This is a genomic window from Streptomyces sp. NPDC026417 (genome assembly GCF_055567695.1).
The window spans coordinates 68,191-89,716 of record NZ_JBVHPY010000019.1 but is presented as its reverse complement, the minus strand read 5'-3'; the positions used below and the strand labels follow the sequence as shown (position 1 = coordinate 89,716).

Genomic DNA, 21,526 nt, shown 5'->3' with positions numbered 1-21,526 from the left:
CTCCCTCTCCCTCGCTCTCCTCTCTCCTCCCCGCTATCGGACCGCCCCCCCCTATCCCCCCCCCCCCCCCCCCCCCCCCCCCCCCCCCCTCCCGTACGCAACAGCGGGCCGGCGACGTGCCGGTCAGCCGGACCCCACGAAGAGCACCAGCAGCAGCCACACCACGGGCGCCGTCGGAAGCAGGGAGTCGAGCCGGTCCATGATGCCGCCATGGCCCGGCAGGAGCGTGCCCATGTCCTTGATGCCGAGGTCACGCTTGATCATGGACTCGCCGAGATCGCCGAGCGTGGCGCTGGCGGCGACCGCGAGGCCGAGGACCAGCCCCTGCCACCAGCTCCCGTCGTCGATCAGGAACTGCATGCACAGCGCGCCGGCCGCCATGGCGAAGGCGATGGCGCCGCCGAGACCCTCGCGGGTCTTGCCGGGGCTGATGCGCGGCGCCAGCTTGTGCGTGCCGAAGCGCCAGCCGACGGCGTACGCACCGGTGTCGCTGACGACGGTGAGCAGCAGGAACGTCAGGACGCGCCAGGGACCGTCGTCGGCTGTCAGCATGAGGGCGACGAACGTGGCGAGGAACGGCACGTAGAAGGCCGCGAAGACCCCGGCCGTGACGTCCTTGAGGTACCCCTCGGGCGGTTCCGTCATCCGCCAGACGAGGACCGCGAGCGCGGTGAGCGCCATCGCCACCCAGGCACCCTCGGTGCCCCGCACGTAACCGGCGACGACCATGGCCGCACCACCGATCGCCAGCGGAACGAGCGGCGCCTTGATGCCCTTGCGCTCCGAGAGCCGTGACGTGAGCTCCCACAGGCCCACCACCACGGCGACCGCTATCACCCCGATGAACACGGCCTTGACGACGAACAACGACGCGATGATCACCGCACCGAGTCCGACACCCACCCCTATGGCCGCACCCAGGTCCCGGCCCGCACTCTTCTTCTGAGGTGCGGGCGCTGGCGGGTGGGCGGCGCTGGGCATGGGCTCCTGCGGACTCTGCGGGTGGTACGACGGCCCCGCGTAGGGCGCCGCCGCTGGTGTCTCGTCGCGGAACAAGGGGCCGCTCAGCCGAGCGGCCCCCCGGTCGTCATCCTGGTCTCCGCCGTACGCGGGCACCTCGGGCACGATGGGCATGGGGCGAGTCTGCTGGGCGTCATGCGCATCGTACGTGGGACCCGCCGGGGCTGCCCCCTGGACAGGCCCCTGCTCGGACGGCCCCCAGTACCCGGCTTGTGGCGGCGCTCCCCAGGAAGAGTCGTTCATCAGACCTCGAGCAGCTCAGCTTCCTTGTGCTTGAGGAGCTCGTCCACCTGGGCCACGTACTTGTGGGTGGTGTCGTCGAGTTCCTTCTCCGCACGGCGGCCCTCGTCCTCGCCGACCTCGCCGTCCTTGACCAGCTTGTCGATGGCGTCCTTGGCCTTGCGGCGCACGGAGCGGATGGACACCTTGGAGTCCTCGGCCTTGGTCCGGGCGACCTTGATGTAGTCCTTGCGGCGCTCCTCGGTCAGCTCGGGGAACACCACCCGGATGATGTTGCCGTCGTTGCTCGGGTTGACACCGAGGTCGGAGTCGCGGATCGCCTGCTCGATGTTGCGCAGCGCGCTCTTGTCGAACGGGGTCACCACGGCCATGCGCGGCTCCGGCACCGAGAACGAGGCCAGCTGGTTGATCGGCGTCAGCGCACCGTAGTAGTCCGCCACGATCTTGTTGAACATCGCCGGGTGCGCACGACCGGTGCGGATCGCGGCGAAGTCCTCCTTGGCGACCACGACGGCCTTCTCCATCTTCTCCTCGGCTTCGAGGAGGGTCTCTTCGATCACCACTTGCTCCTGCGTGTCTTGAGTAGGCCCGGCAGCTGTTCCTCGTCGGGGTCGGCGGCCGGCTGCGTCGCGTCTTGTTCCTGCACGGTTCCGGACCGGCAGGACATTGTCCATCCCCCGGTCAGGGTCCGTCCCGGTCAGGGGGCTGCCCCTGCGGGGTCCGTCCCGGTCGGGGCGCGTACCCCTGCGGGGTCCGTCCCCGGTCAGGCCCGGCTGTCGTCGTCACCCACGAGTGTGCCGATCTTCTCACCCTTGACGGCCCGGGCGATATTGCCCTCCGCCAGGAGCTCGAAGACCAGGATCGGGAGCTTGTTGTCCCGGCAGAGCGTGATGGCGGTCATGTCCGCGACCTTGAGGTCCCGGGTGATGACCTCGCCGTAACTGAGCCCGTCGAACTTGACGGCCGTCGGGTTGGTCTTGGGGTCGGAGTCGTAGACCCCGTCCACACCGTTCTTGCCCATCAGCAGGGCCTCGGCGTCGATCTCCAGGGCGCGCTGGGCGGCGGTGGTGTCCGTGGAGAAGTACGGCATGCCCATGCCCGCACCGAAGATGACCACGCGCCCCTTCTCCAGGTGCCGCACGGCGCGCAGCGGGATGTACGGCTCGGCGACCTGCCCCATGGTGATGGCGGTCTGCACGCGGCTGTCGATGCCCTCCTTCTCCAGGAAGTCCTGGAGAGCCAGGCAGTTCATGACCGTGCCGAGCATGCCCATGTAGTCGGAGCGGGCCCGGTCCATACCGCGCTGCTGGAGCTCGGCACCGCGGAAGAAGTTGCCGCCGCCGATGACGACCGCGATCTGTGCGCCGCCCCGCACGACGGCCGCGATCTCACGGGCGATCTTGTGCACCACGTCGGGGTCGACGCCCAGTCCGCCGCCGCCGGCGAACGCCTCGCCGGAAAGCTTCAGCAGAAAGCGTCCGGCACCTTTGCCGTCGTCGGTCTTCTCGCCCTGGTCGGCCTGGGTGGTGGTCATGAAGATCTCGCCTCTTTACGTGTCGCACATACGAAGAAGGCCATTGCCGGTGGGGTGTTGGCTCCCATACGCGGCAATGGCCTCCTCGTCAGATCTGCTGTCGCCCGTCACGCACGCACGCGTGCCGGCGTACGCGGACGACTGCTGTCGACCCTAGCGGGGTCGCGCGTCGATCGCGGTACGGACTCAGATGCCGACCTTGATGCGCGTGAAGCGCTTCAGGGTGACACCGGCCTCGTCCAGAACCTTCTGGACGGACTTCTTGTTGTCGAGCGCGTACGGCTGACCGAGGAGGGTGGCCTCCTTGAAGAAGCCGTTGACGCGACCCTCGACGATCTTGGGGAGGGCGGCCTCGGGCTTGCCCTCGGCGCGGGTGGTCTCCTCGGCGACGCGGCGCTCGGACTCGACGACCTCGGCCGGGACGTCCTCACGGGAGAGGTACTTCGGCGCGAAGGCGGCGATGTGCTGCGCGATGCCCTTGGCGAGGTCGGCGTCGGCCTTGTCCAGCTCGACCAGGACACCGATCTGCGGGGGCAGGTCGGGCATGGTGCGGTGCATGTACGCGGTGACGTACGCGCCGGAGTACTGGGCGAAGCGGTCCAGGACGATCTTCTCGCCCAGGTTGGCGTTGGCCTCGTCGACGAACGCCTGGACGGTCTTGCCGGCCTCGATCTCGGACGCGAGCAGCGCCTGGATGTCGGCGGGGGACGTCGCGGCGGCGTGCTGCGCGATCTGGTTGGCGACGGCCTGGAACTTCTCGCCCTTGGCGACGAAGTCCGTCTCGCACTTCAGCTCGACCAGCACACCGGAGGTGTTGTCGTCAGCGATGATGGAGACCACGGCGCCGTTCTCGGCGGAGCGGCCCTCGCGCTTGGCGACGCCCTTCTGGCCCTTGATGCGCAGCGCCTCGACGGCCTTGTCGACGTTGCCGTCGGCCTCGTCCAGCGCCTTCTTGCAGTCCATCATGCCGGCGCCGGTGAGCTCACGGAGCTTCTTGACGTCGGCGGCGGTGTAGTTCGCCATGATTCCTGGAATCTCTCTCGAAGTCTGAAGATCTACGGACCGAACGGCGGGGGCTTCGTGGGCCCCCGCCGTTCGACAACCCGAAGGGGTGAGGGGTCAGGCCTGCTCGGCGTCCGCGGCCGGGGCCTCGGCGGCGGCCTCGGCGGGAGCCTCGGCCTGCTCGGCGTCGGCGACCTTCTCGGTCTCGGCGGAGGTCTGCACCTCGGCGGCCGGGGCCTCGGCGTCGTCGGCCTTCTTCTCGCCCTCGAGCAGGTCGCGCTCCCACGCGGCGAGCGGCTCGCCCGCGGCCTTGTCACCCTCGGCCTTGCCGGCGCCGGAGCGGGCGATGAGGCCCTCGGCGACGGCGTCGGCGATCACGCGGGTGAGCAGGGTGACGGAGCGGATCGCGTCGTCGTTGCCCGGGATCTTGTAGTCGACCTCGTCGGGGTCGCAGTTGGTGTCGAGGATGGCGACGACCGGGATGTTGAGCTTCCGGGCCTCGCCGACCGCGATGTGCTCCTTCTTGGTGTCCACGATCCAGACGGCGCTGGGCACCTTCTGCATCTCGCGGATACCACCGAGGGTCTTCTCCAGCTTGGCCTTCTCGCGCGAGAGCACGAGAAGCTCCTTCTTGGTGAGACCGGAGGCGGCGACGTCCTCGAAGTCGATCTGCTCGAGCTCCTTGAGGCGCTGCAGACGCTTGTAGACGGTCGAGAAGTTGGTGAGCATGCCGCCCAGCCAGCGCTGGTTGACGTAGGGCATGCCGACGCGGGTGGCCTGCTCGGCGATGGCCTCCTGCGCCTGCTTCTTCGTGCCGACGAACATGACCGTGCCGCCGTGGGCGACGGTCTCCTTGACGAACTCGTAGGCGCGGTCGATGTACGACAGCGACTGGAGCAGGTCGATGATGTAGATGCCGTTGCGCTCCGTGAAGATGAAGCGCTTCATCTTCGGGTTCCAACGACGGGTCTGGTGACCGAAGTGGACGCCGCTTTCCAGCAGCTCCCGCATCGTGACGACGGCCATGGCCGTTCTCCTTGAGGTTCTCGGTTGTGCCGCGCGTGCCGGACGGCACTCGCGCCTGACGCCCGCGATGCGCCTTGCCACAGAGGACCGAGGGGCGCTGACACCGGCTTTCGTCGAAGGACGTGGGCCGGATGCCGGGGCGTGCGAAGTCGACCCGGTGACCCGGATCGCCACAAGAAGTGTACGGGACCCGCGGAGCGCCGGGTGACGCCGATGTCCACAACCGGTGGGTCCTCCACAGATCCCGGCGGGGACGGGCGCGGTGCGGGACGGTTCTCGCATGCGAGCGAAACGACGTGACCGTACGTGGCCGGTGGCGCCGCGGGTCCTGCCGGCCCGGCCGGCCCTCCTGTCCCTCCTGTCTCTCCTGTCCCGCCTGATCCTGACGGCGACGGTCTTCGGGGCCGTGGGCCCGACCGGTCTCGCCCTCGCTCTCGCCACGGAGAGTCAGGCCCCGCCCGGACGAGTGGAAGCGAGCGGACGGCCTGCGGCCCACCGAGCGGAGCCGACCGACCGGGCGGGGCCGACCGACCCGGCTGGGTGGGTGGTTCGGACGGGGCGGGGGGAAGGGGTGGGGCCGACCGAGCCGGCTGGGCGGGCGGTTCGGACGGGGCGGGTGGAACAGGTGGGGCCGGACGGGTCACCGCGGCCCTCCGAGCCGCCGAGGTCATCAGGGCCGCCGGGGTCATCGGGGCCACCGGGGCCATCAGGGCCACCGGGGCCATCAGGGCCGCCGGGGTCACCGGGATTGCCGGGATTGCCGGGCACGCCCGGCCTGCCCGGCGCCGACATGTCGGTGCCTGCCGTGGGCCGCACCTGGCCCGTCCGCGCGGCGCCGGGCGCACACCCCCTGGTCGTACGGGGCTGGGAACCCCCGGTCACGGCGTACGGCCGCGGCCACCGAGGCGTCGACCTGGCCGCTCCGCCCGGCGCGCCCGTGCTCGCGGTCGCCTCCGGCCGGGTGTCCTTCGCGGGCCGGGTGGCGGGCCGCGGAGTCGTCTCGGTCGAGCTGACGGGGACGGGTGACCCGCCGCTGCGGACGACGTACGGACCGGTCCGCCCGTCGGTGAAGAAGGGCGACGAGGTGGCGGCGGGAGATGCGCTGGGGAGCCTGGAACCGACGGGCGCCCACTGCCCGGCCGCCTGCCTGCACCGGGGCCTGCGGAGAGGAGACACCTACCTGGACCCGCTCTCCCTGCTGCCGCCCTGGCTCCTGCACCACGGCCCGTCCCGCCTGCTCCCGGTCCTCGGGACACCCTCCGTCAGGTCATTCCCGTGACCACGCAGCCGGGGACGAACAGGGACGACGGCCCGACCGGAACCCTGAGGAGGGCTGTAAACAGACCGAACGAGCCGGGTGACGCCCAAGGCGGGGAAGCCGTCATCGCCGGCAGGAGACCCTCCCCGGATCACCGCCGGACACCCGCCCGTCCGGCGGACCTCAGCCGCGCACGCCCCGCAGCGCCATCCCCACCGCCGCGTCCGTGATCGCCCCCGGGTCCTCGGCCGCACCGAGCTCGATGCGGCGCACCGCGGCGTCGACGATCCCCTGGAGCAGCATCGCCGCGAGCCGGGGTTCCGCGTGCCCCATGGCCCGCAGCGCCTCCGCGATCATCGCGACGAGTCCGCCGTGCGCCGCACGGATCTTCTCGCGGGCACCCGCGTCGAGTTCGCTCGCGGAGATGGCGACCACGGCCCGGTGCCTCCGGTCGCCGACCAGGGCCAGCTGCTGCCTGACGTACGCCTCCACCTTGCCCTCGGGTCCGTCCGCCGCGGCCATCGCCGCCTCGACCTCGGCCGCCCAGACCGGGAAGTCGACCTCGCAGAGCTCCTGGACGACGGCCGCCCGGGACCGGAAGTACTCGTAGACGGAGGACCGGGCCAGGCCGGTCCGCTCGGCGAGGGCCGGGAAGGTCAGCGACTCCGTCCCGCCCTCGGACAGCAGGGACCGCGCCGCGTCCAGCAGGGCGGCTCGCTGCATCGACCGGTGCTCGGCCACGGAGGCCGCTCGAATCCTTGGCACGTCAACCACTTTACGGACGGACCGTCGCGGACGGGAGTCACTCCGCCCACCCGGCCGAGCGCAGCAGTCTCCTTCCGGACCCCGCCGCCGCCCCGGCCGGGCAGCCGGGCAGGGACGATTCAGCGGTGGCCCCGCCGCGCGTCAGCGGCCGAAGCTCGCCAGCTTCGCCCGCAGCTGGAGCACGGACTTGGTGTGGATCTGGCTCACCCGGCTCTCGGTCACCCCGAGGACGTTCCCGATCTCGGCGAGCGTGAGCCCCTCGTAGTAGTAGAGGGTGACCACGGTCTTCTCCCGGTCCGGCAGGGTGTTGATGGCCCTGGCCAGAAACCTCCGCAGCTCCCGGTCCTCGGCGACCTCGACGGGGTTGTCCGCCGCCGTGTCCTCCAGGGTGTCCATCAGGCTGAGCCGGCCGCCGCCCTCGCCCCCGACGTGCAGCAGCTCCTCCAGGGCGACCACGTTCGCCAGCGACAACTGGCTGAAAACGGCGTGGAGTTCGTCGACGGCGATACCCATCTCCGAGGCGACCTCGCCCTCGGAGGGCGACCGTCTGAGCCGGGCCTCCAGCGTGGCGTAGGCCCGCTCCACGCTGCGCGCCTTCTGCCGCACCGACCGCGGGATCCAATCGAGAGCCCGCAGCTCGTCGATCATCGCGCCCCGGATCCGCGTGATCGCGTACGTCTCGAACTTGATCTCCCGCTCGATGTCGAACTTCTCGATCGCGTCGATCAGCCCGAACACCCCGGACGACACGAAGTCGGCCTGCTCCACGTTGGCCGGCAGCCCGACACTGACCCGCCCCGCCACGTACTTCACCAGGGGTGAGTAGTGCAGGATCAGCTGCTCCCGCAGCCGCTCGTCCCCGGATGTCTTGTACGACCGCCACAACTCCTCGACCGTCGAGGGTGCGGGCGGCCGCACGCTGCCGCGGGCGGCGGGGGGAACCGCCGCCCGGTCAGACCCGGAGGTGTGCTGGGGCATTCGTCGCCTTGTGCCGTTCTGCCGTGAACTGGGTGAGCGGGGGTGAACCGTCGGTCTGATGTCGAGTTGCCTGTCTGCGTCGGAATCCTCGTGAGCGTAGCGTGACTGAGGAGTCGCAGTGAGCGAAGGGCCGGGGATCACCCGGACGCGAAGCCCGACACTCCGGGCGCTCGCCGAGTCGCGTTCGTCGCCCTCCGTGATCACCCGGAAGCGTCAACTGCGGGAATTGCCAAGGCTGTCGGGGGTCGCCCGGACGGCCGAACGCGCTCGGTCAGCACCGACCGTGACCTTCGTGAACGGAGGTCATCGCCTGGCGTGTCAACTTCCAGCCGTCGCCGTGTCGTTCGACGAATCCAAGTGCTCGGAGTTCGTACAGTCTCCCGATCGCGTCGTCCTGTGTCGTGCCGGCGCCGCGCGCGACGAGATCCACCGCGGCGGCGCCCCGGCCGGGCAGCGCGGCCAGCACCCGTCCGGCGGCCGGATCGAGCAGGTCGCGGGGCAGCACCGGCCCGCGCCGGTCCGGGGCCAGCTCGCCCATGTCACCGACCAGCTCGACGACTTCTCCGGCGTCGGAGACCAGGACCGCCTCCCCGCGCAGGAGTTCGTGCACCCCCGCCGAGAGTCCGCTGGTGGCGGGGCCCGGCACGCCCATCGTGAACCGGCCGAGCCGCTGCGCCGCGCGCGCCGTGACCAGCGCGCCGCTGCGGTGGGCGGCCTCGACGACGACGGTGCCCCGAGTGAGCGCGGCGATGACCCGGTTCCGGAGGATGAACCTGCTGGGCGTCGGATGATCACCGGGCGGCAACTCCCCCACGACCAGTCCCTGTTCGGCGATCCTGCTGATCAACTGGGTGTGTCCGCGCGGGTAGGGCCGGTCCACCCCGCAGGCCAGCACGGCGACGGTGGCGCCACCCGCCCCGAGTGCGCCCCGGTGCACGGCACCGTCCACGCCGTACGCGCCGCCCGAGACGACCACCCAGCCCCGCTCCGCGAGACCCGCGCCGAGGGTGGCCGCCATGTGCGCGCCGTACTCGGTGCAGGCGCGGGCGCCCACGACGGCGACGGACCGGAGTGCCCATATCCGCAGGTGGGGCCCGCCGCGCACCCACAGTCCGACGGGGCGGCCGTCACCCAGGTCGTCCAGTTGCGCGGGCCACTCGCCGTCGCCGGGGCAGACGTACCTCACCCCCGCTTCCCGGGCCCGCTGCAGATCCTGCTCGGGGCGGGCGCGGGCGGCCCTGCCCCGCAGCCCCTCCCACCGCGTGGGCGTGACCCCCGGCAGCCGCTCCCCTCCGTCGACCAGCCGCCGGGCCACTTCCGCGGCCCCGAATGCGCGCACCCAGCGCCCGGCGGTCTCGTCACCCGGCTCGACGGCCCGGGAGAGGGTGATCCGGGCCAGCCGGTCGTCGTCCGTCACGACCGCGCGCCGATCACCATGGGCACGCCCCGGGGTACGCCGGTGCGCAGCTGCAGGGCCAGGGCCACGTCTCCCGCGTCGGGCCGGTCGTGTCCCGACAGGTCGGCGACGGTCCAGGCCACGCGCAGCACCCGGTCCAGGCCGCGTGCGGTCAGCACTCCGCGTTCCAGGCCCCGCTCGGCCTCGTCCATGGCTCCGGACACGGCCTGCCAGCGGCCGCGCAGCTCGCGTCCCGGCACTTCGCTGTTGGTGCGCCACGGGGTCCCGGCCAGCCGCGCCGCCGAGCGCTCCCGGGCCGCACGCACCCGGTCGGCGACCGTCCGCGTCGTCTCGCCCCGGGCGCCGCGCGCCGTGAGCTCGGAGCGGGTGACCGGCTCCACCTCGACGCGCAGGTCGACCCGGTCGAGGAGCGGGCCGGAGAGCCGGGACTGGTAGCGGCGGATGGCGGAGGGCGGGCACTCGCAGTAGTCGGTCCCGACGGTGAAGCGGCCGCAGGGACAGGGGTTGGCGGCGAGCACCATCTGGAACTTCGCCGGGAAGCGCACCACCCCCGCGCTCCGGGCGATGACGACGTGCCCGGCCTCCAGGGGCTGGCGCAGGGCGTCGAGCACGAAACCGCTGAACTCGGGGGCCTCGTCCAGGAACAGCACCCCTCGGTGGGACAGCGACACGGCTCCGGGCCGGGCCAGCCCCTTCCCTCCGCCGACGAGCGACTGCATCGTCGCGGAGTGGTGGGGCGCGCAGTAGGGCGGCGCGTCCACCATCGGTTTGCCGGGTGGCAGCAGGCCGGCGACCGAGTGGATCGCCGTCACCTCCAGGGACTCCTGCCGGCCCAGGCGCGGCATGATGGCGGGCATCCGCTCGGCCAGCATCGTCTTTCCCGCGCCGGGCGGTCCCTGCAGAAAGACGTGGTGGCCGCCGGCCGCCGCGACCTCCATCGCGGTGCGCGCCGACATCTGGCCGACGACGTCGGCCAGGTCGTGCCCCTGGTCGTGCTCCGGCACGGCGATCCCGCACAGCCCTGTGGCCTCGCCCGTGCCGGGGACCCGCAGTCCCGCCAGCAGCGGGTCGGGGCGGCCCTGCTCGTCCGGATCCTCCTCGGGCACCGGTTCGTCGGTGAGGACGGCGATGAGCTGGCGCAGGCTGCGGACCCCGAGTACGGAGATCCCGGGCACCAGCGAGGCCTCCGCCGCCGCGCACTCCGGGACGACCACCTGCTCGTACCCCGCGTCGGCGGCGGCGAGGACGGCGGGGAGCACGCCCCTGACCGGCCGCACCCGCCCGTCGAGGCCCAGTTCGCCGATCATGACGATGTCGGAGAGCACCCGGGGATCGATCCGCTCCGCGGCGCCCAGCACGGCGCAGGCGACGGCCAGATCGAAGCCCGAACCGCCTTTGGGTACGGACGCCGGGCTCAGGCCGACCGTCAGCTTCTTCTGCGGCCAGGCCCCGCCCGAGTTCACCACCGCGGCCCGCACCCGGTCCCGGCTCTCGGTGAGGCTCTTGTCCGGAAGGCCGACCAGGGTGAAGGCCGCGACGCCCGGCTCCAGGTCCGCCTGGACCTCGACCACGACGCCCTCCACACCGACGAGGGCCACCGCGCACGTACGCGCGAATCCCATCAGGCCACCCCCCGCACGTGCTCCACGACGGGGGCGCCGCGGAGGGGCAGGAGGACACCCACGAGGTCGATGCGGACGCCGCCGGGCGGCGCGCCTCCGTGTCCCTGGACCCAGCGCTCGGCCAGACTCCGCAGGCGCCGCGCCTTCACCGGCGTCACGGCCGCCATCGGGTGTTCGAAAGCCCCGGCCCTGCGGGTCTTGACCTCGCAGACGACGAGGGCGTCGCCGTCCCGGGCCACGATGTCGATCTCGCCGGTCCGGCCGGCGCGCCAGTTGCGCGCCAGGACCGTCATCCCGGTCTCGGTCAGCCGCCGCGCGGCCAGGTCCTCGCCGTACCTGCCGAGTGCACTGCGAGCCGTCTGTGCGTTCATGTCGGCACCACCTCCGGTGCCCACAGTGCGGCCGCGACCGTCCACTATTGGATCTTGGTGGACGGCCGCTCGATTGTGGACAACGTCGTCACCCACACGAGCGACCCCACGCAGGTCTCACCACCGCACCAGTCCCGCGGCTCCACTGGCTCCACCACCGGAACAGCGGGCCCGCGTCAGTCGACCGGCCCCGGTCTTCAGCCGCCGGGCAGCTCCAGATCGCTCTTGTTCAGCTCTTCGATGTTCACGTCCTTGAAGGTGAGGACCCGTACCTGCTTCACGAAACGAGCAGGCCGGTACATGTCCCACACCCAGGCATCCGCCATGGATACCTCAAAAAAGACCTCACCCTGGACCGAGTGCACCTGCATCTCGTAGTCGTTCGTGAGGTAGAAGCGCCGTTCGGTCTCGATCACGTATTTGAACAGACCGACGACATCGCGGTACTCCCGGTAGAGCTTCAGCTCCATCTCGGTCTCGTACTTTTCGAGGTCCTCGGCGCTCATGGCATGTTCCCCTTCAGCCGTGCGTCCCCCCATTGTGCGCCAGCACCGCGAGCCCCTAGACGATTTCGGTGTCGAGGACCTCGGGCCTGGCCGGGGGACCTTCGTCGAGCAGCCTGCGCAGCAGCCCGGCGAGTCTGGTCGGATACACCGTCTCATGTGCCTCGGTCAGTTCCCGGCACGTCCACCAGCGCGCTCCGGCGACACTGCGCCGTTCCAGTTCCGTCAGCCCGGCCGCGACGGTCTCCGTCTGGGTCGTCCGGGCCAGGAAGTACCACTCGTCCTGGTCCCAGCGGCGCCCGGCGAACGGGAACGAGCAGGTCCGCCGCCACAGCACCGGCCCCAGTTCGACCTCGGTGATGCCGGTCTCCTCGGCGAGTTCCCGCAGCGCGGCCTCCTCGCGCGTCTCCTCGCCCTCCAGACCGCCGCCGGGCGTGAACCACCAGTCGTCGGCGGGGTCGCCCGGCTCATGGCCGTGCAGCAGCAGAATGCGCTCCTGCGGGTCGAGCAGCACCACCCGGGCGACCTTGCGCAGCCCGCCCTCGAAGGCGTCCTGAGCGGGTCCGGCCGAGGACGGGTCAGCGGGCAACGGCCGGCTCCGTCCGGGGCCGGCCGCGGCGGGAGGCGCGGTTGGCGATCGGGCCGTAGGCGGCACCTCCGAGGACCAGGACCGCGCCGGCCACCACCGCGGCGAGCACCAGCCGCAGCGGGCCGGGCGACGAGATCGGCCCGAGGGTCTCGAATCCGGTGGGCCGCTCCAGCATGCCGTTCATGGGCCAGACCACGGAGTCCACGCGCCCCTTCACCGCGCTGCGCGGGACCGTGCCGCTGAAGGCCTCGGTCAGATGGGCCGTCGAGTCCAGGGAACCGCTGCGCTCGTCGCCGAGCAGGAACAGGCGCCCCTCGGGAACCTTGATCGTCGGTATCTTCTTCGACTCGGCGGCCTGGCCCTTGGGCAGATACGGTTCGTCGATCCGCTTCCCGTTGACCGTCAGCTTGTCGTCGGTGCAGCAGGCGACCGTGTCGCCGCCGACCGCCACGACCCGCTTGACCATGGGCATGTCGCCCCAGGTCTTCTGCTTGAAGACGACCACGTCACCGCGCTCGATCTCCCCGCCGTCCACGCGCTCGGCCAGGACGCGGTCACCGGCCGCGATGGTCGGCGTCATGGACTCGGTGGGCACGGTGTACGGCTGGTAGACGATGGCGCCCCAGACGAATCCTCCGAGGAAGAGCACACAGCCGAGGGCCACGGCCAGCCCCGACAGCGTGCTGCCGAGCCGTCCGTGGCCCTCGTCCGTACGACCTGTCGTCCTGCTCATCCCAGTGCTCCCCCAACTCGGAGAATTCGATCTCGGGGCCCGGGGTGCGGGCCGCGGAAGATCGGCGATCTGGGACGGCACCCTACCCGGCGGTACGCCGCCCAGAAACCCTGGCGTCCGCCACCGTGAGACGGCGCCGGCGCCACAGCACCAGCGGAGCGGCGCCCGCCAGGCCGAGCGCTGCCGGAGCGGCCGCGCTGAGGTTCTGGTCGAAGGTGTCGGGGATCGGCAGGGTGCCCCAGCGGGTGGGCGGCCAGGCGATCACGATGGCACGGCCGACCACGTTGCCCACGGGGACGAAGCCGCCGTTCTCGTCCTGCTGGTGGTAGCGGGAGTCCAGCGAGTTCTGGCGGTGGTCACCCATGACCCAGATTTTGCCCTTGGGCACCTTCACCTTGAACTGGCCGCCCTGGTCGTCGACGCTGCACGGGGTGTTCCCGGCGTAGACGTACGACTCCTCGTTCAGCGCCTTGCCGTTCACCTTGAGGGGGCCGCTGCCCTTGCACTCGACGGTGTCGCCGGCGACACCGATGACGCGCTTGATGAGGTCCTTCTCCTCCGCCGACGGCATCAGACCGATCCAGCTCAGGGCCTTCTGCACGGCGTTGGGATTCGGCGTGGGCTCGCCCGCCAGCCACTTGTCGGGGTCGTGGAAGACCACGACCTCGCCCCGCTCGGGTTCGGAGCCGAACCAGGGCGTCAGTTTGTCCACCAGGACCCGGTCGCCCTGCTGGAGGGTGTTCTGCATCGAGTCCGAGGGAATCGAGAACGCCTGCACCAGGAAGGTCTTGATCAGCAACGCGAGCACCAGGGCGATGCCGATGAGGAGGGGGAGTTCCTTCCAGAAGGAACGCTGCTTCCTGGACCGGGACCGGGACCGGCCGTCCGCCCCGCCGTCCCGCGTGCTCGGGGCGCCGCCCTCCGCGGAATCACTCCCGGAGTCTGCGACGTCGTCTGCCGGGGAAGCCGTGTCGCCGGGCCGCTCCGGTCGCTCCTCCGGGCCCTCGTGTCCGGATCGTGCGCCGACCGCCAAGTCCCCCACATCCACTCCTCAGTCCGTGCCGCCGCCCGCGTCGCATCCGGCGCAGGCCCACCACTCCCATAACGAGCGGGAGTTCCGCAGGGCTCGGGAGCGGGATCAATCCGTATCGATCCGCGGGAGCCACCCTATGCGACGGGCCGAGAGCGGTGGTCGACGCAGTCGGCACGGAGGCATACGTGTCCGGCTCCTTCAGCCGGGTCCAGTGGCCGACGGGCCAGGCGATGACCATGGCGCGTCCGACGACGGAATCCTCGGAGACGGTGCCGCCGTACTTCTCGGTCCGGTGGTAGCGGGAGTCGGCCGAGTTGGCCCGGTGGTCGCCCATCACCCAGAGGCGGCCCTGCGGCACGGTCACCGAGAAGGCGAACGCCGAGGGTTTGTTGTCCGGGTGGATGTAGGGCTCCTCCAGCGGCATCCCGTTGACGGTCACCCGGCCCTGCTTGTCGCAGCACTTGACGGTGTCGCCGCCGACCGCGACGACCCGCTTGATGAGGTCCCTGTCGTTGTCCGAGGGCAGCAGCCCGATGAAGGTGAGGCCTTCCTTGACCTGCTTGACGACGATGGGGTCGTTCTTGGGGGTGGTCTGCTCCCCTTCGAGCCAGTTGCCCGGGTCCTTGAAGACGACGACGTCACCGCGCTGGGGCTTGGAGCCGAACCAGGGGGTGAGCTTGTCGACCAGGACCCGGTCCCCGATCTGGATCGTGTTCTCCATGGAGCCGGACGGGATCACGAACGCCTGCACCAGGAAGGTCTTCAGGACCAGGGCTATGAGGACCGCCACGCCGACGAGGAGGGGGATCTCCTTGACGGCGGAGCGGCGCCGGCGCCGCTTGACCTTGCGGGCCAGCTTGCGGCGCTCGGCGCGGCCGGGGCGGGCGGCGCCGCCGGCCCGCCGGGATCCGGTGGGCAGCAGGTTGTCGGCGGCGGTGCTGGGGGCTCCGCGCGGTCTCCCACGGTTACCCATGGGCACCGTCCGCGGCGGGCACGCGCGCGTAGGCGCCGGGGCGCTCCAGCCGGGTCCAGTGGCCGGCGGGCCAGGCGACCCAGTCGGCCCGGCCGATCACGTCGCCGACCGGGACCATGCCGCCGCCCGGGGAGCCCAGGTGGTCGCGGGAGTCGCTGGAGCGGCCGCGGTGGTCGCCCAGCAGGAAGAGGGTGCCGTCGGGCACGACGACGTCGAAGGAGACGTCGGACGGGTCGTCCCCCGGATAGAGGAACGCCGACTCGTCGACCGACCGGCCGTTCACCTCCACCCTCCCCTCCTTGTCGCAGCAGACCACGTGGTCACCGCCCACCCCGACGACGCGCTTCACGTAGTCGGCGTCCCCGAAGTACCCGGTGCCGTCGAACACGACCACGTCGCCGCGCCGCGGTTCGGCACCAAAACGGTACGCCAACTTATTTACGAGAACGCGGTCCCCGATCCTCAATCCCTGCTCCATGGAACTGCTCGGAATCTGGAACGGCTGCATCACGAACGTGCTCAGGAGCAACAGAAACAGCAGGCAGACGAGCAGGGTGAGGGTGATCCGGCCGCCCGGGAGCCAGTCGGCCACCCGGTCCACCAACGCAGAACGCGACCGCCCCTCCGGGCCCTCCGTGTCCGAGGTCGTCTCGGGCCCGGAAGGGCGGGAGGAGCGGTCGCGCTCCACAGGCTGTGCTTCGGTGTCCATCGGAGCCAGATGCTATCCGGCCCCTCCGTGACCCCGTACGCGAGCTCAGTTGTCGCGCTTCTCCTTGATCTTCGCGGCCTTGCCGCGCAGCTCACGGAGGTAGTACAGCTTCGCGCGACGGACGTCACCGCGGGTGACGAGCTCGATCTTCTCGACGATCGGGGTGTGCACCGGGAAGGTGCGCTCGACGCCGACGGAGAAGGAGACCTTGCGGACCGTGAAGGTCTCGCGGACACCGGCGCCCTGGCGGCGGATGACTACGCCCTTGAACTGCTGCACACGGGAGCGGTTGCCCTCGATGACGCGGACGTGGACGTTGACGGTGTCACCCGGGCGGAAGGCCGGGATGTCGGTGCGCAGCGAGGCGCTGTCGACGGAGTCGAGCAGGTGAGACATTTCGTCTGCTTTCTTCGTTGATGCCACAGGTCATCAACGGACGTTGATTTCCAGAAGGTGGGCTGCCGCGTCGGGGCGGGCGTCGTGTCCCCCTGTGGCAGGGGCGCGCGTCGGACGACGTACAGCAGCGGCCTATTCTTCCACGGCCTGGGGCCTGCGCCAAAATCGGCCGTGCCGCTCCCCGTCCGGGTCCGGCGCCCAGCCCAGGATGGAGAGCATTTCGCGGTCCTTCTTGTCGAAGGCCGAGGGGGCGCAGCGCTCGATGAGGTCCGGCCGGTTCGCGCTGGTCCGGCGCAGGGCCTCGTCCCGGCGCCAGCGGGCGATCTTCCCGTGGTGACCGCTGACCAGCACGTCGGGGATGTCGCGGCCCCGCCACTCGGGCGGCTTCGTGTAGACGGGGCCCTCCAGGAGGTTCGCCATGGCCCCGGGGGCGAAGGAGTCGTCCCGGTGGGACTCCGCGTTGCCGAGGACGCCGGGCAGCAGCCGGGCCACGGCCTCGGTGACGACGAGGACGGCCGCCTCGCCGCCGGCCAGCACGTAGTCGCCGATGGAGACCTCGTAGACGGGCATGCGGGTGGCGTACTCGTCGATGACGCGGCGGTCGATGCCCTCGTAGCGGGCGGGCGTGAAGACCAGCCAGGGCCGCTCGGAGAGCTCGACGGCGAGTTCCTGGGTGAACGGGCGTCCGCTGGGCGTGGGCACGACCAGGGCGGGGCCGTGCGAGCCCGTCTCGTATCCGTCGGCCAGGACGGTGTCCAGGGCGTCGCCCCAGGGCCCGGTCTTCATGACCATGCCGGGGCCGCCGCCGTACGGGGTGTCGTCGACCGTGTTGTGCCGGTCGTAGGTCCACTCCCGCAGGTCGTGCACGTGGACGTTCAGCTGACCGCGCGCGCGTGCCTTGCCGACGAGCGAGACGTTCAGGGGGTCCAGGTACTCGGGGAAGATCGTGACGACGTCGAGTCGCATCAGGCGTCGTCCCCGGACGCGGCGTCCTGCTCCGGGGCGTCGGCCGCCTCCGCGGTGTCGCCCTCTTCGCCGGCGTCCCGGGCGGAGGCGATCTCGGCCCGGTCGTCGATGAGCCCCGGCGGCGGGTCGACGACCGCCCGCTGCTCCGCCAGGTCGATCTCGGTGACGATCTCCTCGACGAACGGGATCAGCACCTCGGTGCCGTCGGGCCGCTCGACGACGAACAGGTCCTGGGAGGGCAGGTGCGAGATCTCGGTGATCCGGCCGACCTCGACACCGTCCGCGGTGACGACGTCCAGGTCCATGAGCTGGTGGTCGTAGTACTCGTCCGGGTCCTCGGGCTTCTCGTCCGGGTCGACCTCGGCGATGAGGAGGGTGTTGCGCAGCGCCTCGGCGGCGTTCCGGTCGCGTACGCCCTCGAAGCGCAGCAGCAGACGGCCGCTGTGCACCCGGCCCGTCTCGATGGTCAGCGGGCCGGTGGAGGCGGGGTCGGTGGCCAGGACGGCGCCCGGCGCCAGCCTGAGCTCCGGCTCGTCGGTGCGTACCTCGACGGTGACCTCGCCCTTGATGCCGTGGGCACGGCCGACGCGAGCGACTACCAGCTGCACTTCTTTCGATCTCCTGTCGTGTGCCTACGGCGGATGTTCGTGGATGCCGTCCGCCCGCGGCGGTACGGCACAGACGACTACGGGCCGGGGACGGCCGGATCGGCCTTCCCCGGCCCGAGCCGGTGCTGTCTGCTACGTCAGCGGACGTGGTCCACGTCGACGAGGTCGACGCGGACACCTCGTCCGCCGATGGCGCCCACGACGGTGCGCAGAGCGCGTGCGGTGCGGCCGTTGCGACCGATCACCTTGCCGAGGTCGTCGGGGTGGACCCGAACCTCGAGAACGCGCCCCCGGCGCAGGTCGCGCGAGGCGACCTGCACATCGTCGGGGTTGTCGACGATGCCCTTCACGAGGTGCTCGAGAGCCTCCTCGAGCATGCTCAGGCCTCGGTCGACTCAGACGAAGAGGACTCGGCCGGAGCGTCGTCCTTCTTCTCAGCCTTCTTCTTCTGGGTGATGGCCTCACCCTTGCTCTCGTCGTCGCCACCGAGGGCGTCGAACGAGGGGCGGGTCGCCTTCGGCTCGGCCACGAGCAGCGGCGCCGGGGCGGGCTCGCCCTTGTACTTCTGCCAGTCGCCGGTCAGCTTGAGAATGGCGAGCACGGGCTCGGTCGGCTGCGCGCCGACACCCAGCCAGTACTGCGCACGCTCGGAGTCGACCTCGATGCGCGAGGGGTTCTGCACCGGGTGGTACAGGCCGATCTCCTCGATGGCCCGGCCGTCACGGCGGGTACGGGAGTCGGCGACGACGATGCGGTAGTGAGGCGAACGGATCTTGCCCAGACGCTTCAGCTTGATCTTGACTGCCACGGAAGTGGTGTCTCCTGGTCTTGACGTGGTTGGGCACGGCAGATTGCCGCGTGGGGTTGCGGTACCCGAGTGCCCGATGGACGCGTCAGCCGGAGGAGAGAGGGGTCCTGTGCGACTGTCGAGTACAGCTAGCCATTGTGCCACATCCCCACGGCCCGGCTTCACCGGCCGGGACGCACCCCGTTCGGCCCACGCCTGACCGGGCCCCGGCGTCCGCCACGGCCCTGAACCACCGGCGGCCGCGCATGCCGGACCGGGGGCGGGCGTCGTGCGGGCCCGACCGCAGGGCACGGGCAGCCGGCGCCGGGGTGCGGCCCGGCACCCACGAGATGCCGCCGCTCACCGCCGAAGCCGACCGCCGTCCTGCGCCCACGGAGCCCTCGTCCGCGCCCGCCCGCGCCGCCCCTGCGGCACGACTGCGCGGGACGCCGCGCCTCAGCCCGCCGCCGCGCCCACGGCCTCCGGGATCCGGAAGGGTTTGCCGCACCCCCCGCACACGATCGGCGCCTGCGCGAGGACCGACGGGACGACCCGGACGTTGCGCCCGCAGTCGCAGACCGCCTTGACACGGACGCCTCCCCCGGAGGAGCCGTGCCGGGCGGCCGGGCCCCGGAAGCTGCGCGCCGTGTCCGCGGCGGTCGCTGCGGAGTGCGCCTTGAGGGCGCGCTGGAGCCGCTCGATCGTCGGCCGGTAGCGGCGCTTCGCCTCGGGGTTGAGCGTGACCAGTGAGAATCCGCTGCTGGGATGCGGTTCCTCGGGGTGGTCCAGGCCCAACTCCTCGGCGATCGCGAGGAATCTGCGGTTGTGGTACCGGCCGGCGCGCGAGGTGTCGCGGACTCCGCGGGCGGCGGCGATGCCATGGACTGCCTCGTGAAGCAGTCGCTCGAAGGAGAGTTCGTGTCCGCAGGCGGACGACGACTCCCCGATCAGGGATTCGGGCGCGGCGAGATCCGGCAGTTCGGAGTGGTGCCGCTGAATGTCGGCCCACGCCCCTGCCAGCTCTGCGGCGAGAACAGGTGGTGTCGTGCTCACGTCGTGACAACGAGCCGGGGTGCCTCTGTGTTCCTATTCCGGGGCATCCCAAATAATTTGCACGTACCCGTCAGTTGCCGCTGATGCGTCCTGACGAGTACGGGTGCGCTGATCTGCGGAGAAGCCTCACAGTTCACACCTTGCCGGTACGTAGTGATGCGTACGCCCCGGCGTGTAGGCGAGGTCCGCGCGCCGGGGGACCCGAGGTCATCAGATGCGCAAGGGGCCTTTCGGCCGCCCTCGGAGAGGGGCTGGTGGACCCGCGCCACGACGGCGAGGTTACCGGGTGCGCGGCCGCCGTCGGGCACCGCCCCGCCCTTCGCCCCCGACACCGCGGGGCAGGAAGGGCTCGGCGAACCGGCTCCCGCGCGCTTCTCCCAGGTCGGCCCGGAGCGAGGGCCTCCTCGGCCCACCCGGAACCGGCGGGTCGGCAGAGCGGCGCCGTCGCCGGGTCTCGGCGCTCCCCTCGCCCCGTACGGGTGTGCCCCCGGGATCGCCGTCCGGCGGCGCAACGACCGAAGCCGCGGTCCGTGCCGGTCGTCGACGTGGACGGCGACGCGCCCCGCCCTCGGCAGAGCGCCGGTGCGGCGACCTTGGCCGGAACCGGGCCGTCCTCCTCGGCCGCGGGACGAGGGGCGGCACGGGCACGACGCCCGACCGCGCCCCGCGCCCGCCGTGGTCGCCGGACGACGCGATCAGGCCACTCGCCGTGCCGTCGAGGGCCCCGTTCCGCATCGCCCCGCTCGCCCCGACGTCCGCCTTTCGCCGGCGGCGGTGTCCCGCAGCACCGTGGATCAAACCTCGGGCCGGAGGGGATCCGGCGGAGGACGACGACGCGTACGAGCGGCACACAAGCAAAGCCCCACAACCCCTGGACGCGAGGACGAGCGCGGAGTTATCTGGCATACGGGGGGAGTGCGGCGCACTGCACGGGGGCCATGGAAACGGGGCACGGCGACAACTCTCGGCGGATTGGGGCGCTTTCGATGACACCTACGCTCGTGCGGCAGCAACCGGCTCACGCGGGACACCCTCCTCGCGTCGATCGGTGTGCTCGCGCGCGTGACTGGGCCGAGATCCAGGAGCGGATGCTGGTCCCGCTCTACGAGGCCGTCTACGAGCGACTCGAAGTGGGTGAAGGAACGCGGCTGCTCGGCCTCGGCTGCGGTTCGGGACTCGCGCTCCTGATGGCGGCCTCGCGCGGCGCCTCGGTCACCGGTGTCGACTCCTCGGCCGAACGCCTCGCGCTGGCACGGGAACGCATGCTGCCGGAGGCACACACCCACGGCCGGGGCGAGGCCCGCATCGTCGAGGGAGCGCTCGCCGATCTGACGGAGCCGGACTCCCCCGCGTACACCGTGGTGACGGCGTTCGAGCCGATCGGCTGTGCGGCCGGGGACGCGGAGGGACTGGAGGACCTCCTGGAGTCGGCGGCACCGCTCGCCGCGCGCGGGGCATCGGTCGTGCTGGCCGGCTGGGGTCCTCCCGAGCGGTGCACGACGTCCTCCGTGCTGCGGGTGGCCACCAAACTGGCCGATCCGCTGCGCCGCCGGGCCGGTTGGCGGCCCGCCCGGCGCGACGACCTGGAGGACGTCGCGCAGCGGGCCGGGCTGAAGCCGGACGGGTCCGGGCGGGTGGCCTGCCCCTTCGGGTACCCCGACGAGAGCAACGCGGTACGGGGCCTGCTGTCCACCGGACTGTTCGACGCGGCGATCGCCACGACCGACCGGGTACAGGTCGACAAGGAACTCAGAGAGGCGCTGCACCCGCACCGCCGGACGGACGGGACGGTGTGGATGACCAACATCTTCCGGTATCTGATCGCCCGGGTGCCGTGAGGTGACGAGCCGGCACGGGTGAGGCCCGGCCGGCACACCGCCGGCATGCGACTGGGGGCGCCCCTCGGCGAGGGACGCCCCCAGTGCCGTACGGGCGACCGCGCC

24 protein-coding genes are annotated in these 21,526 nt (G+C 71.5%); 2 read left to right on the top strand and 22 right to left on the bottom strand.

Going from position 1 to position 21,526, the window contains the following annotated elements; all coding sequences use genetic code 11:
* Window positions 1-123 precede the first annotated feature (123 nt).
* The 5 genes from ACZ4NT_RS27515 to rpsB form a co-directional block, all read right to left on the bottom strand.
* Complete coding sequence (locus tag ACZ4NT_RS27515; RefSeq protein WP_121406226.1) at window positions 124-1,263, bottom strand: phosphatidate cytidylyltransferase; 1,140 nt, start codon at window positions 1,261-1,263, stop codon at window positions 124-126.
* Complete coding sequence (frr, locus tag ACZ4NT_RS27510; protein WP_121406225.1) at window positions 1,263-1,820, bottom strand: ribosome recycling factor; 558 nt, start codon at window positions 1,818-1,820, stop codon at window positions 1,263-1,265. Before frr ends, ACZ4NT_RS27515 begins: the two co-directional genes overlap by 1 nt.
* Before the next feature lie 203 nt (window positions 1,821-2,023).
* Window positions 2,024-2,794 (bottom strand): UMP kinase, encoded by a 771-nt coding sequence (gene pyrH, locus ACZ4NT_RS27505; protein ID WP_121406224.1) that lies wholly within the window; start codon window positions 2,792-2,794, stop codon window positions 2,024-2,026.
* 186 nt (window positions 2,795-2,980) lie between these two features.
* Window positions 2,981-3,817, bottom strand: a complete 837-nt coding sequence (gene tsf, locus ACZ4NT_RS27500; protein ID WP_121406223.1) for a translation elongation factor Ts — start codon at window positions 3,815-3,817, stop codon at window positions 2,981-2,983.
* Window positions 3,818-3,913: 96 nt separating this feature from the next.
* Window positions 3,914-4,822 (bottom strand): 30S ribosomal protein S2, encoded by a 909-nt coding sequence (gene rpsB / locus ACZ4NT_RS27495; RefSeq protein ID WP_121406222.1) that lies wholly within the window; start codon window positions 4,820-4,822, stop codon window positions 3,914-3,916.
* A gap of 748 nt (window positions 4,823-5,570) precedes the next feature.
* Between rpsB and ACZ4NT_RS27490 the strand changes: the two genes are divergently transcribed.
* Window positions 5,571-6,101, top strand: coding sequence for a murein hydrolase activator EnvC family protein (locus ACZ4NT_RS27490; RefSeq protein ID WP_467728074.1), 531 nt, complete (start codon window positions 5,571-5,573; stop codon window positions 6,099-6,101).
* 162 nt (window positions 6,102-6,263) lie between these two features.
* Here ACZ4NT_RS27490 and ACZ4NT_RS27485 read toward each other — a convergent pair whose 3' ends face one another.
* The 17 genes from ACZ4NT_RS27485 to ACZ4NT_RS27405 form a co-directional block, all read right to left on the bottom strand.
* Window positions 6,264-6,821: a TetR/AcrR family transcriptional regulator gene (locus ACZ4NT_RS27485; RefSeq protein WP_121406220.1), complete on the bottom strand. Its 558-nt coding sequence runs from the start codon at window positions 6,819-6,821 to the stop codon at window positions 6,264-6,266.
* A gap of 165 nt (window positions 6,822-6,986) precedes the next feature.
* On the bottom strand, window positions 6,987-7,823 hold the full coding sequence (gene whiG / locus ACZ4NT_RS27480; protein WP_467728073.1) for an RNA polymerase sigma factor WhiG: 837 nt from the start codon (window positions 7,821-7,823) through the stop codon (window positions 6,987-6,989).
* A 271-nt stretch (window positions 7,824-8,094) separates the two neighbouring features.
* Entirely contained in the window at window positions 8,095-9,240 is a 1,146-nt protein-coding gene (gene dprA, locus ACZ4NT_RS27475; protein ID WP_467728072.1) for a DNA-processing protein DprA, read from the bottom strand.
* Window positions 9,237-10,862 carry a YifB family Mg chelatase-like AAA ATPase gene (locus tag ACZ4NT_RS27470; RefSeq protein ID WP_121406217.1) on the bottom strand — a complete coding sequence of 542 codons (1,626 nt, stop codon included), beginning with the start codon at window positions 10,860-10,862 and terminating at the stop codon, window positions 9,237-9,239. Before ACZ4NT_RS27470 ends, dprA begins: the two co-directional genes overlap by 4 nt.
* A complete protein-coding gene (locus ACZ4NT_RS27465) occupies window positions 10,862-11,233 on the bottom strand; it encodes a YraN family protein (protein ID WP_121406216.1) in 372 nt (123 codons plus the stop codon). The genes ACZ4NT_RS27470 and ACZ4NT_RS27465 overlap by 1 nt, the downstream gene beginning before the upstream one ends.
* 197 nt (window positions 11,234-11,430) lie before the next feature.
* Complete coding sequence (locus tag ACZ4NT_RS27460; protein ID WP_003965949.1) at window positions 11,431-11,739, bottom strand: DUF2469 domain-containing protein; 309 nt, start codon at window positions 11,737-11,739, stop codon at window positions 11,431-11,433.
* A 55-nt stretch (window positions 11,740-11,794) separates the two neighbouring features.
* Window positions 11,795-12,325, bottom strand: coding sequence for an NUDIX hydrolase (locus ACZ4NT_RS27455; protein WP_121406215.1), 531 nt, complete (start codon window positions 12,323-12,325; stop codon window positions 11,795-11,797).
* On the bottom strand, window positions 12,315-13,058 hold the full coding sequence (gene lepB, locus ACZ4NT_RS27450; protein ID WP_121406214.1) for a signal peptidase I: 744 nt from the start codon (window positions 13,056-13,058) through the stop codon (window positions 12,315-12,317). Before lepB (ACZ4NT_RS27450) ends, ACZ4NT_RS27455 begins: the two co-directional genes overlap by 11 nt.
* An 82-nt stretch (window positions 13,059-13,140) precedes the next feature.
* Window positions 13,141-14,100, bottom strand: a complete 960-nt coding sequence (lepB, locus tag ACZ4NT_RS27445; protein ID WP_121406213.1) for a signal peptidase I — start codon at window positions 14,098-14,100, stop codon at window positions 13,141-13,143.
* The gene (gene lepB, locus ACZ4NT_RS27440; RefSeq protein WP_121406212.1) at window positions 13,988-15,064 is read right to left on the bottom strand and encodes a signal peptidase I; all 1,077 of its coding nucleotides are present in this window, start codon (window positions 15,062-15,064) and stop codon (window positions 13,988-13,990) included. Before lepB (ACZ4NT_RS27440) ends, lepB (ACZ4NT_RS27445) begins: the two co-directional genes overlap by 113 nt.
* Entirely contained in the window at window positions 15,057-15,773 is a 717-nt protein-coding gene (gene lepB, locus ACZ4NT_RS27435) for a signal peptidase I (RefSeq protein WP_121406211.1), read from the bottom strand. The genes lepB (ACZ4NT_RS27440) and lepB (ACZ4NT_RS27435) overlap by 8 nt, the downstream gene beginning before the upstream one ends.
* A 45-nt stretch (window positions 15,774-15,818) precedes the next feature.
* Window positions 15,819-16,169 (bottom strand): 50S ribosomal protein L19, encoded by a 351-nt coding sequence (gene rplS / locus ACZ4NT_RS27430; protein ID WP_046258836.1) that lies wholly within the window; start codon window positions 16,167-16,169, stop codon window positions 15,819-15,821.
* A 132-nt stretch (window positions 16,170-16,301) separates the two neighbouring features.
* Window positions 16,302-17,135, bottom strand: coding sequence for a tRNA (guanosine(37)-N1)-methyltransferase TrmD (gene trmD, locus ACZ4NT_RS27425; protein ID WP_121406210.1), 834 nt, complete (start codon window positions 17,133-17,135; stop codon window positions 16,302-16,304).
* A complete protein-coding gene (gene rimM, locus ACZ4NT_RS27420; RefSeq protein WP_121406209.1) occupies window positions 17,135-17,743 on the bottom strand; it encodes a ribosome maturation factor RimM in 609 nt (202 codons plus the stop codon). Before rimM ends, trmD begins: the two co-directional genes overlap by 1 nt.
* Before the next feature lie 137 nt (window positions 17,744-17,880).
* On the bottom strand, window positions 17,881-18,120 hold the full coding sequence (locus ACZ4NT_RS27415) for an RNA-binding protein (protein WP_005479813.1): 240 nt from the start codon (window positions 18,118-18,120) through the stop codon (window positions 17,881-17,883).
* Between the two features lie 2 nt (window positions 18,121-18,122).
* Window positions 18,123-18,551 carry a 30S ribosomal protein S16 gene (rpsP, locus tag ACZ4NT_RS27410; protein ID WP_121406208.1) on the bottom strand — a complete coding sequence of 143 codons (429 nt, stop codon included), beginning with the start codon at window positions 18,549-18,551 and terminating at the stop codon, window positions 18,123-18,125.
* A gap of 435 nt (window positions 18,552-18,986) precedes the next feature.
* Complete coding sequence (locus tag ACZ4NT_RS27405; RefSeq protein ID WP_121406207.1) at window positions 18,987-19,583, bottom strand: hypothetical protein; 597 nt, start codon at window positions 19,581-19,583, stop codon at window positions 18,987-18,989.
* Between the two features lie 986 nt (window positions 19,584-20,569).
* Between ACZ4NT_RS27405 and ACZ4NT_RS27400 the strand changes: the two genes are divergently transcribed.
* Window positions 20,570-21,421 carry a methyltransferase domain-containing protein gene (locus ACZ4NT_RS27400; protein WP_121406206.1) on the top strand — a complete coding sequence of 284 codons (852 nt, stop codon included), beginning with the start codon at window positions 20,570-20,572 and terminating at the stop codon, window positions 21,419-21,421.
* The last annotated feature ends 105 nt before the right edge of the window (window positions 21,422-21,526 follow it).

What these genes read in the sequence shown, in the direction of transcription:
- ACZ4NT_RS27515 (WP_121406226.1), bottom strand. Translation starts at nt 1,263, where the DNA reads ATGAACGACTCTTCCTGGGGAGCGCCGCCACAAGCCGGGTACTGGGGG.
- pyrH (WP_121406224.1), bottom strand. Translation starts at nt 2,794, where the DNA reads ATGACCACCACCCAGGCCGACCAGGGCGAGAAGACCGACGACGGCAAA.
- tsf (WP_121406223.1), bottom strand. Translation starts at nt 3,817, where the DNA reads ATGGCGAACTACACCGCCGCCGACGTCAAGAAGCTCCGTGAGCTCACC.
- rpsB (WP_121406222.1), bottom strand. Translation starts at nt 4,822, where the DNA reads ATGGCCGTCGTCACGATGCGGGAGCTGCTGGAAAGCGGCGTCCACTTC.
- whiG (WP_467728073.1), bottom strand. Translation starts at nt 7,823, where the DNA reads ATGCCCCAGCACACCTCCGGGTCTGACCGGGCGGCGGTTCCCCCCGCC.
- ACZ4NT_RS27470 (WP_121406217.1), bottom strand. Translation starts at nt 10,862, where the DNA reads ATGGGATTCGCGCGTACGTGCGCGGTGGCCCTCGTCGGTGTGGAGGGC.
- ACZ4NT_RS27465 (WP_121406216.1), bottom strand. Translation starts at nt 11,233, where the DNA reads ATGAACGCACAGACGGCTCGCAGTGCACTCGGCAGGTACGGCGAGGAC.
- ACZ4NT_RS27460 (WP_003965949.1), bottom strand. Translation starts at nt 11,739, where the DNA reads ATGAGCGCCGAGGACCTCGAAAAGTACGAGACCGAGATGGAGCTGAAG.
- lepB (WP_121406214.1), bottom strand. Translation starts at nt 13,058, where the DNA reads ATGAGCAGGACGACAGGTCGTACGGACGAGGGCCACGGACGGCTCGGC.
- lepB (WP_121406212.1), bottom strand. Translation starts at nt 15,064, where the DNA reads ATGGGTAACCGTGGGAGACCGCGCGGAGCCCCCAGCACCGCCGCCGAC.
- lepB (WP_121406211.1), bottom strand. Translation starts at nt 15,773, where the DNA reads ATGGACACCGAAGCACAGCCTGTGGAGCGCGACCGCTCCTCCCGCCCT.
- rplS (WP_046258836.1), bottom strand. Translation starts at nt 16,169, where the DNA reads ATGTCTCACCTGCTCGACTCCGTCGACAGCGCCTCGCTGCGCACCGAC.
- trmD (WP_121406210.1), bottom strand. Translation starts at nt 17,135, where the DNA reads ATGCGACTCGACGTCGTCACGATCTTCCCCGAGTACCTGGACCCCCTG.
- ACZ4NT_RS27415 (WP_005479813.1), bottom strand. Translation starts at nt 18,120, where the DNA reads ATGCTCGAGGAGGCTCTCGAGCACCTCGTGAAGGGCATCGTCGACAAC.
- ACZ4NT_RS27400 (WP_121406206.1), top strand. Translation starts at nt 20,570, where the DNA reads ATGACACCTACGCTCGTGCGGCAGCAACCGGCTCACGCGGGACACCCT.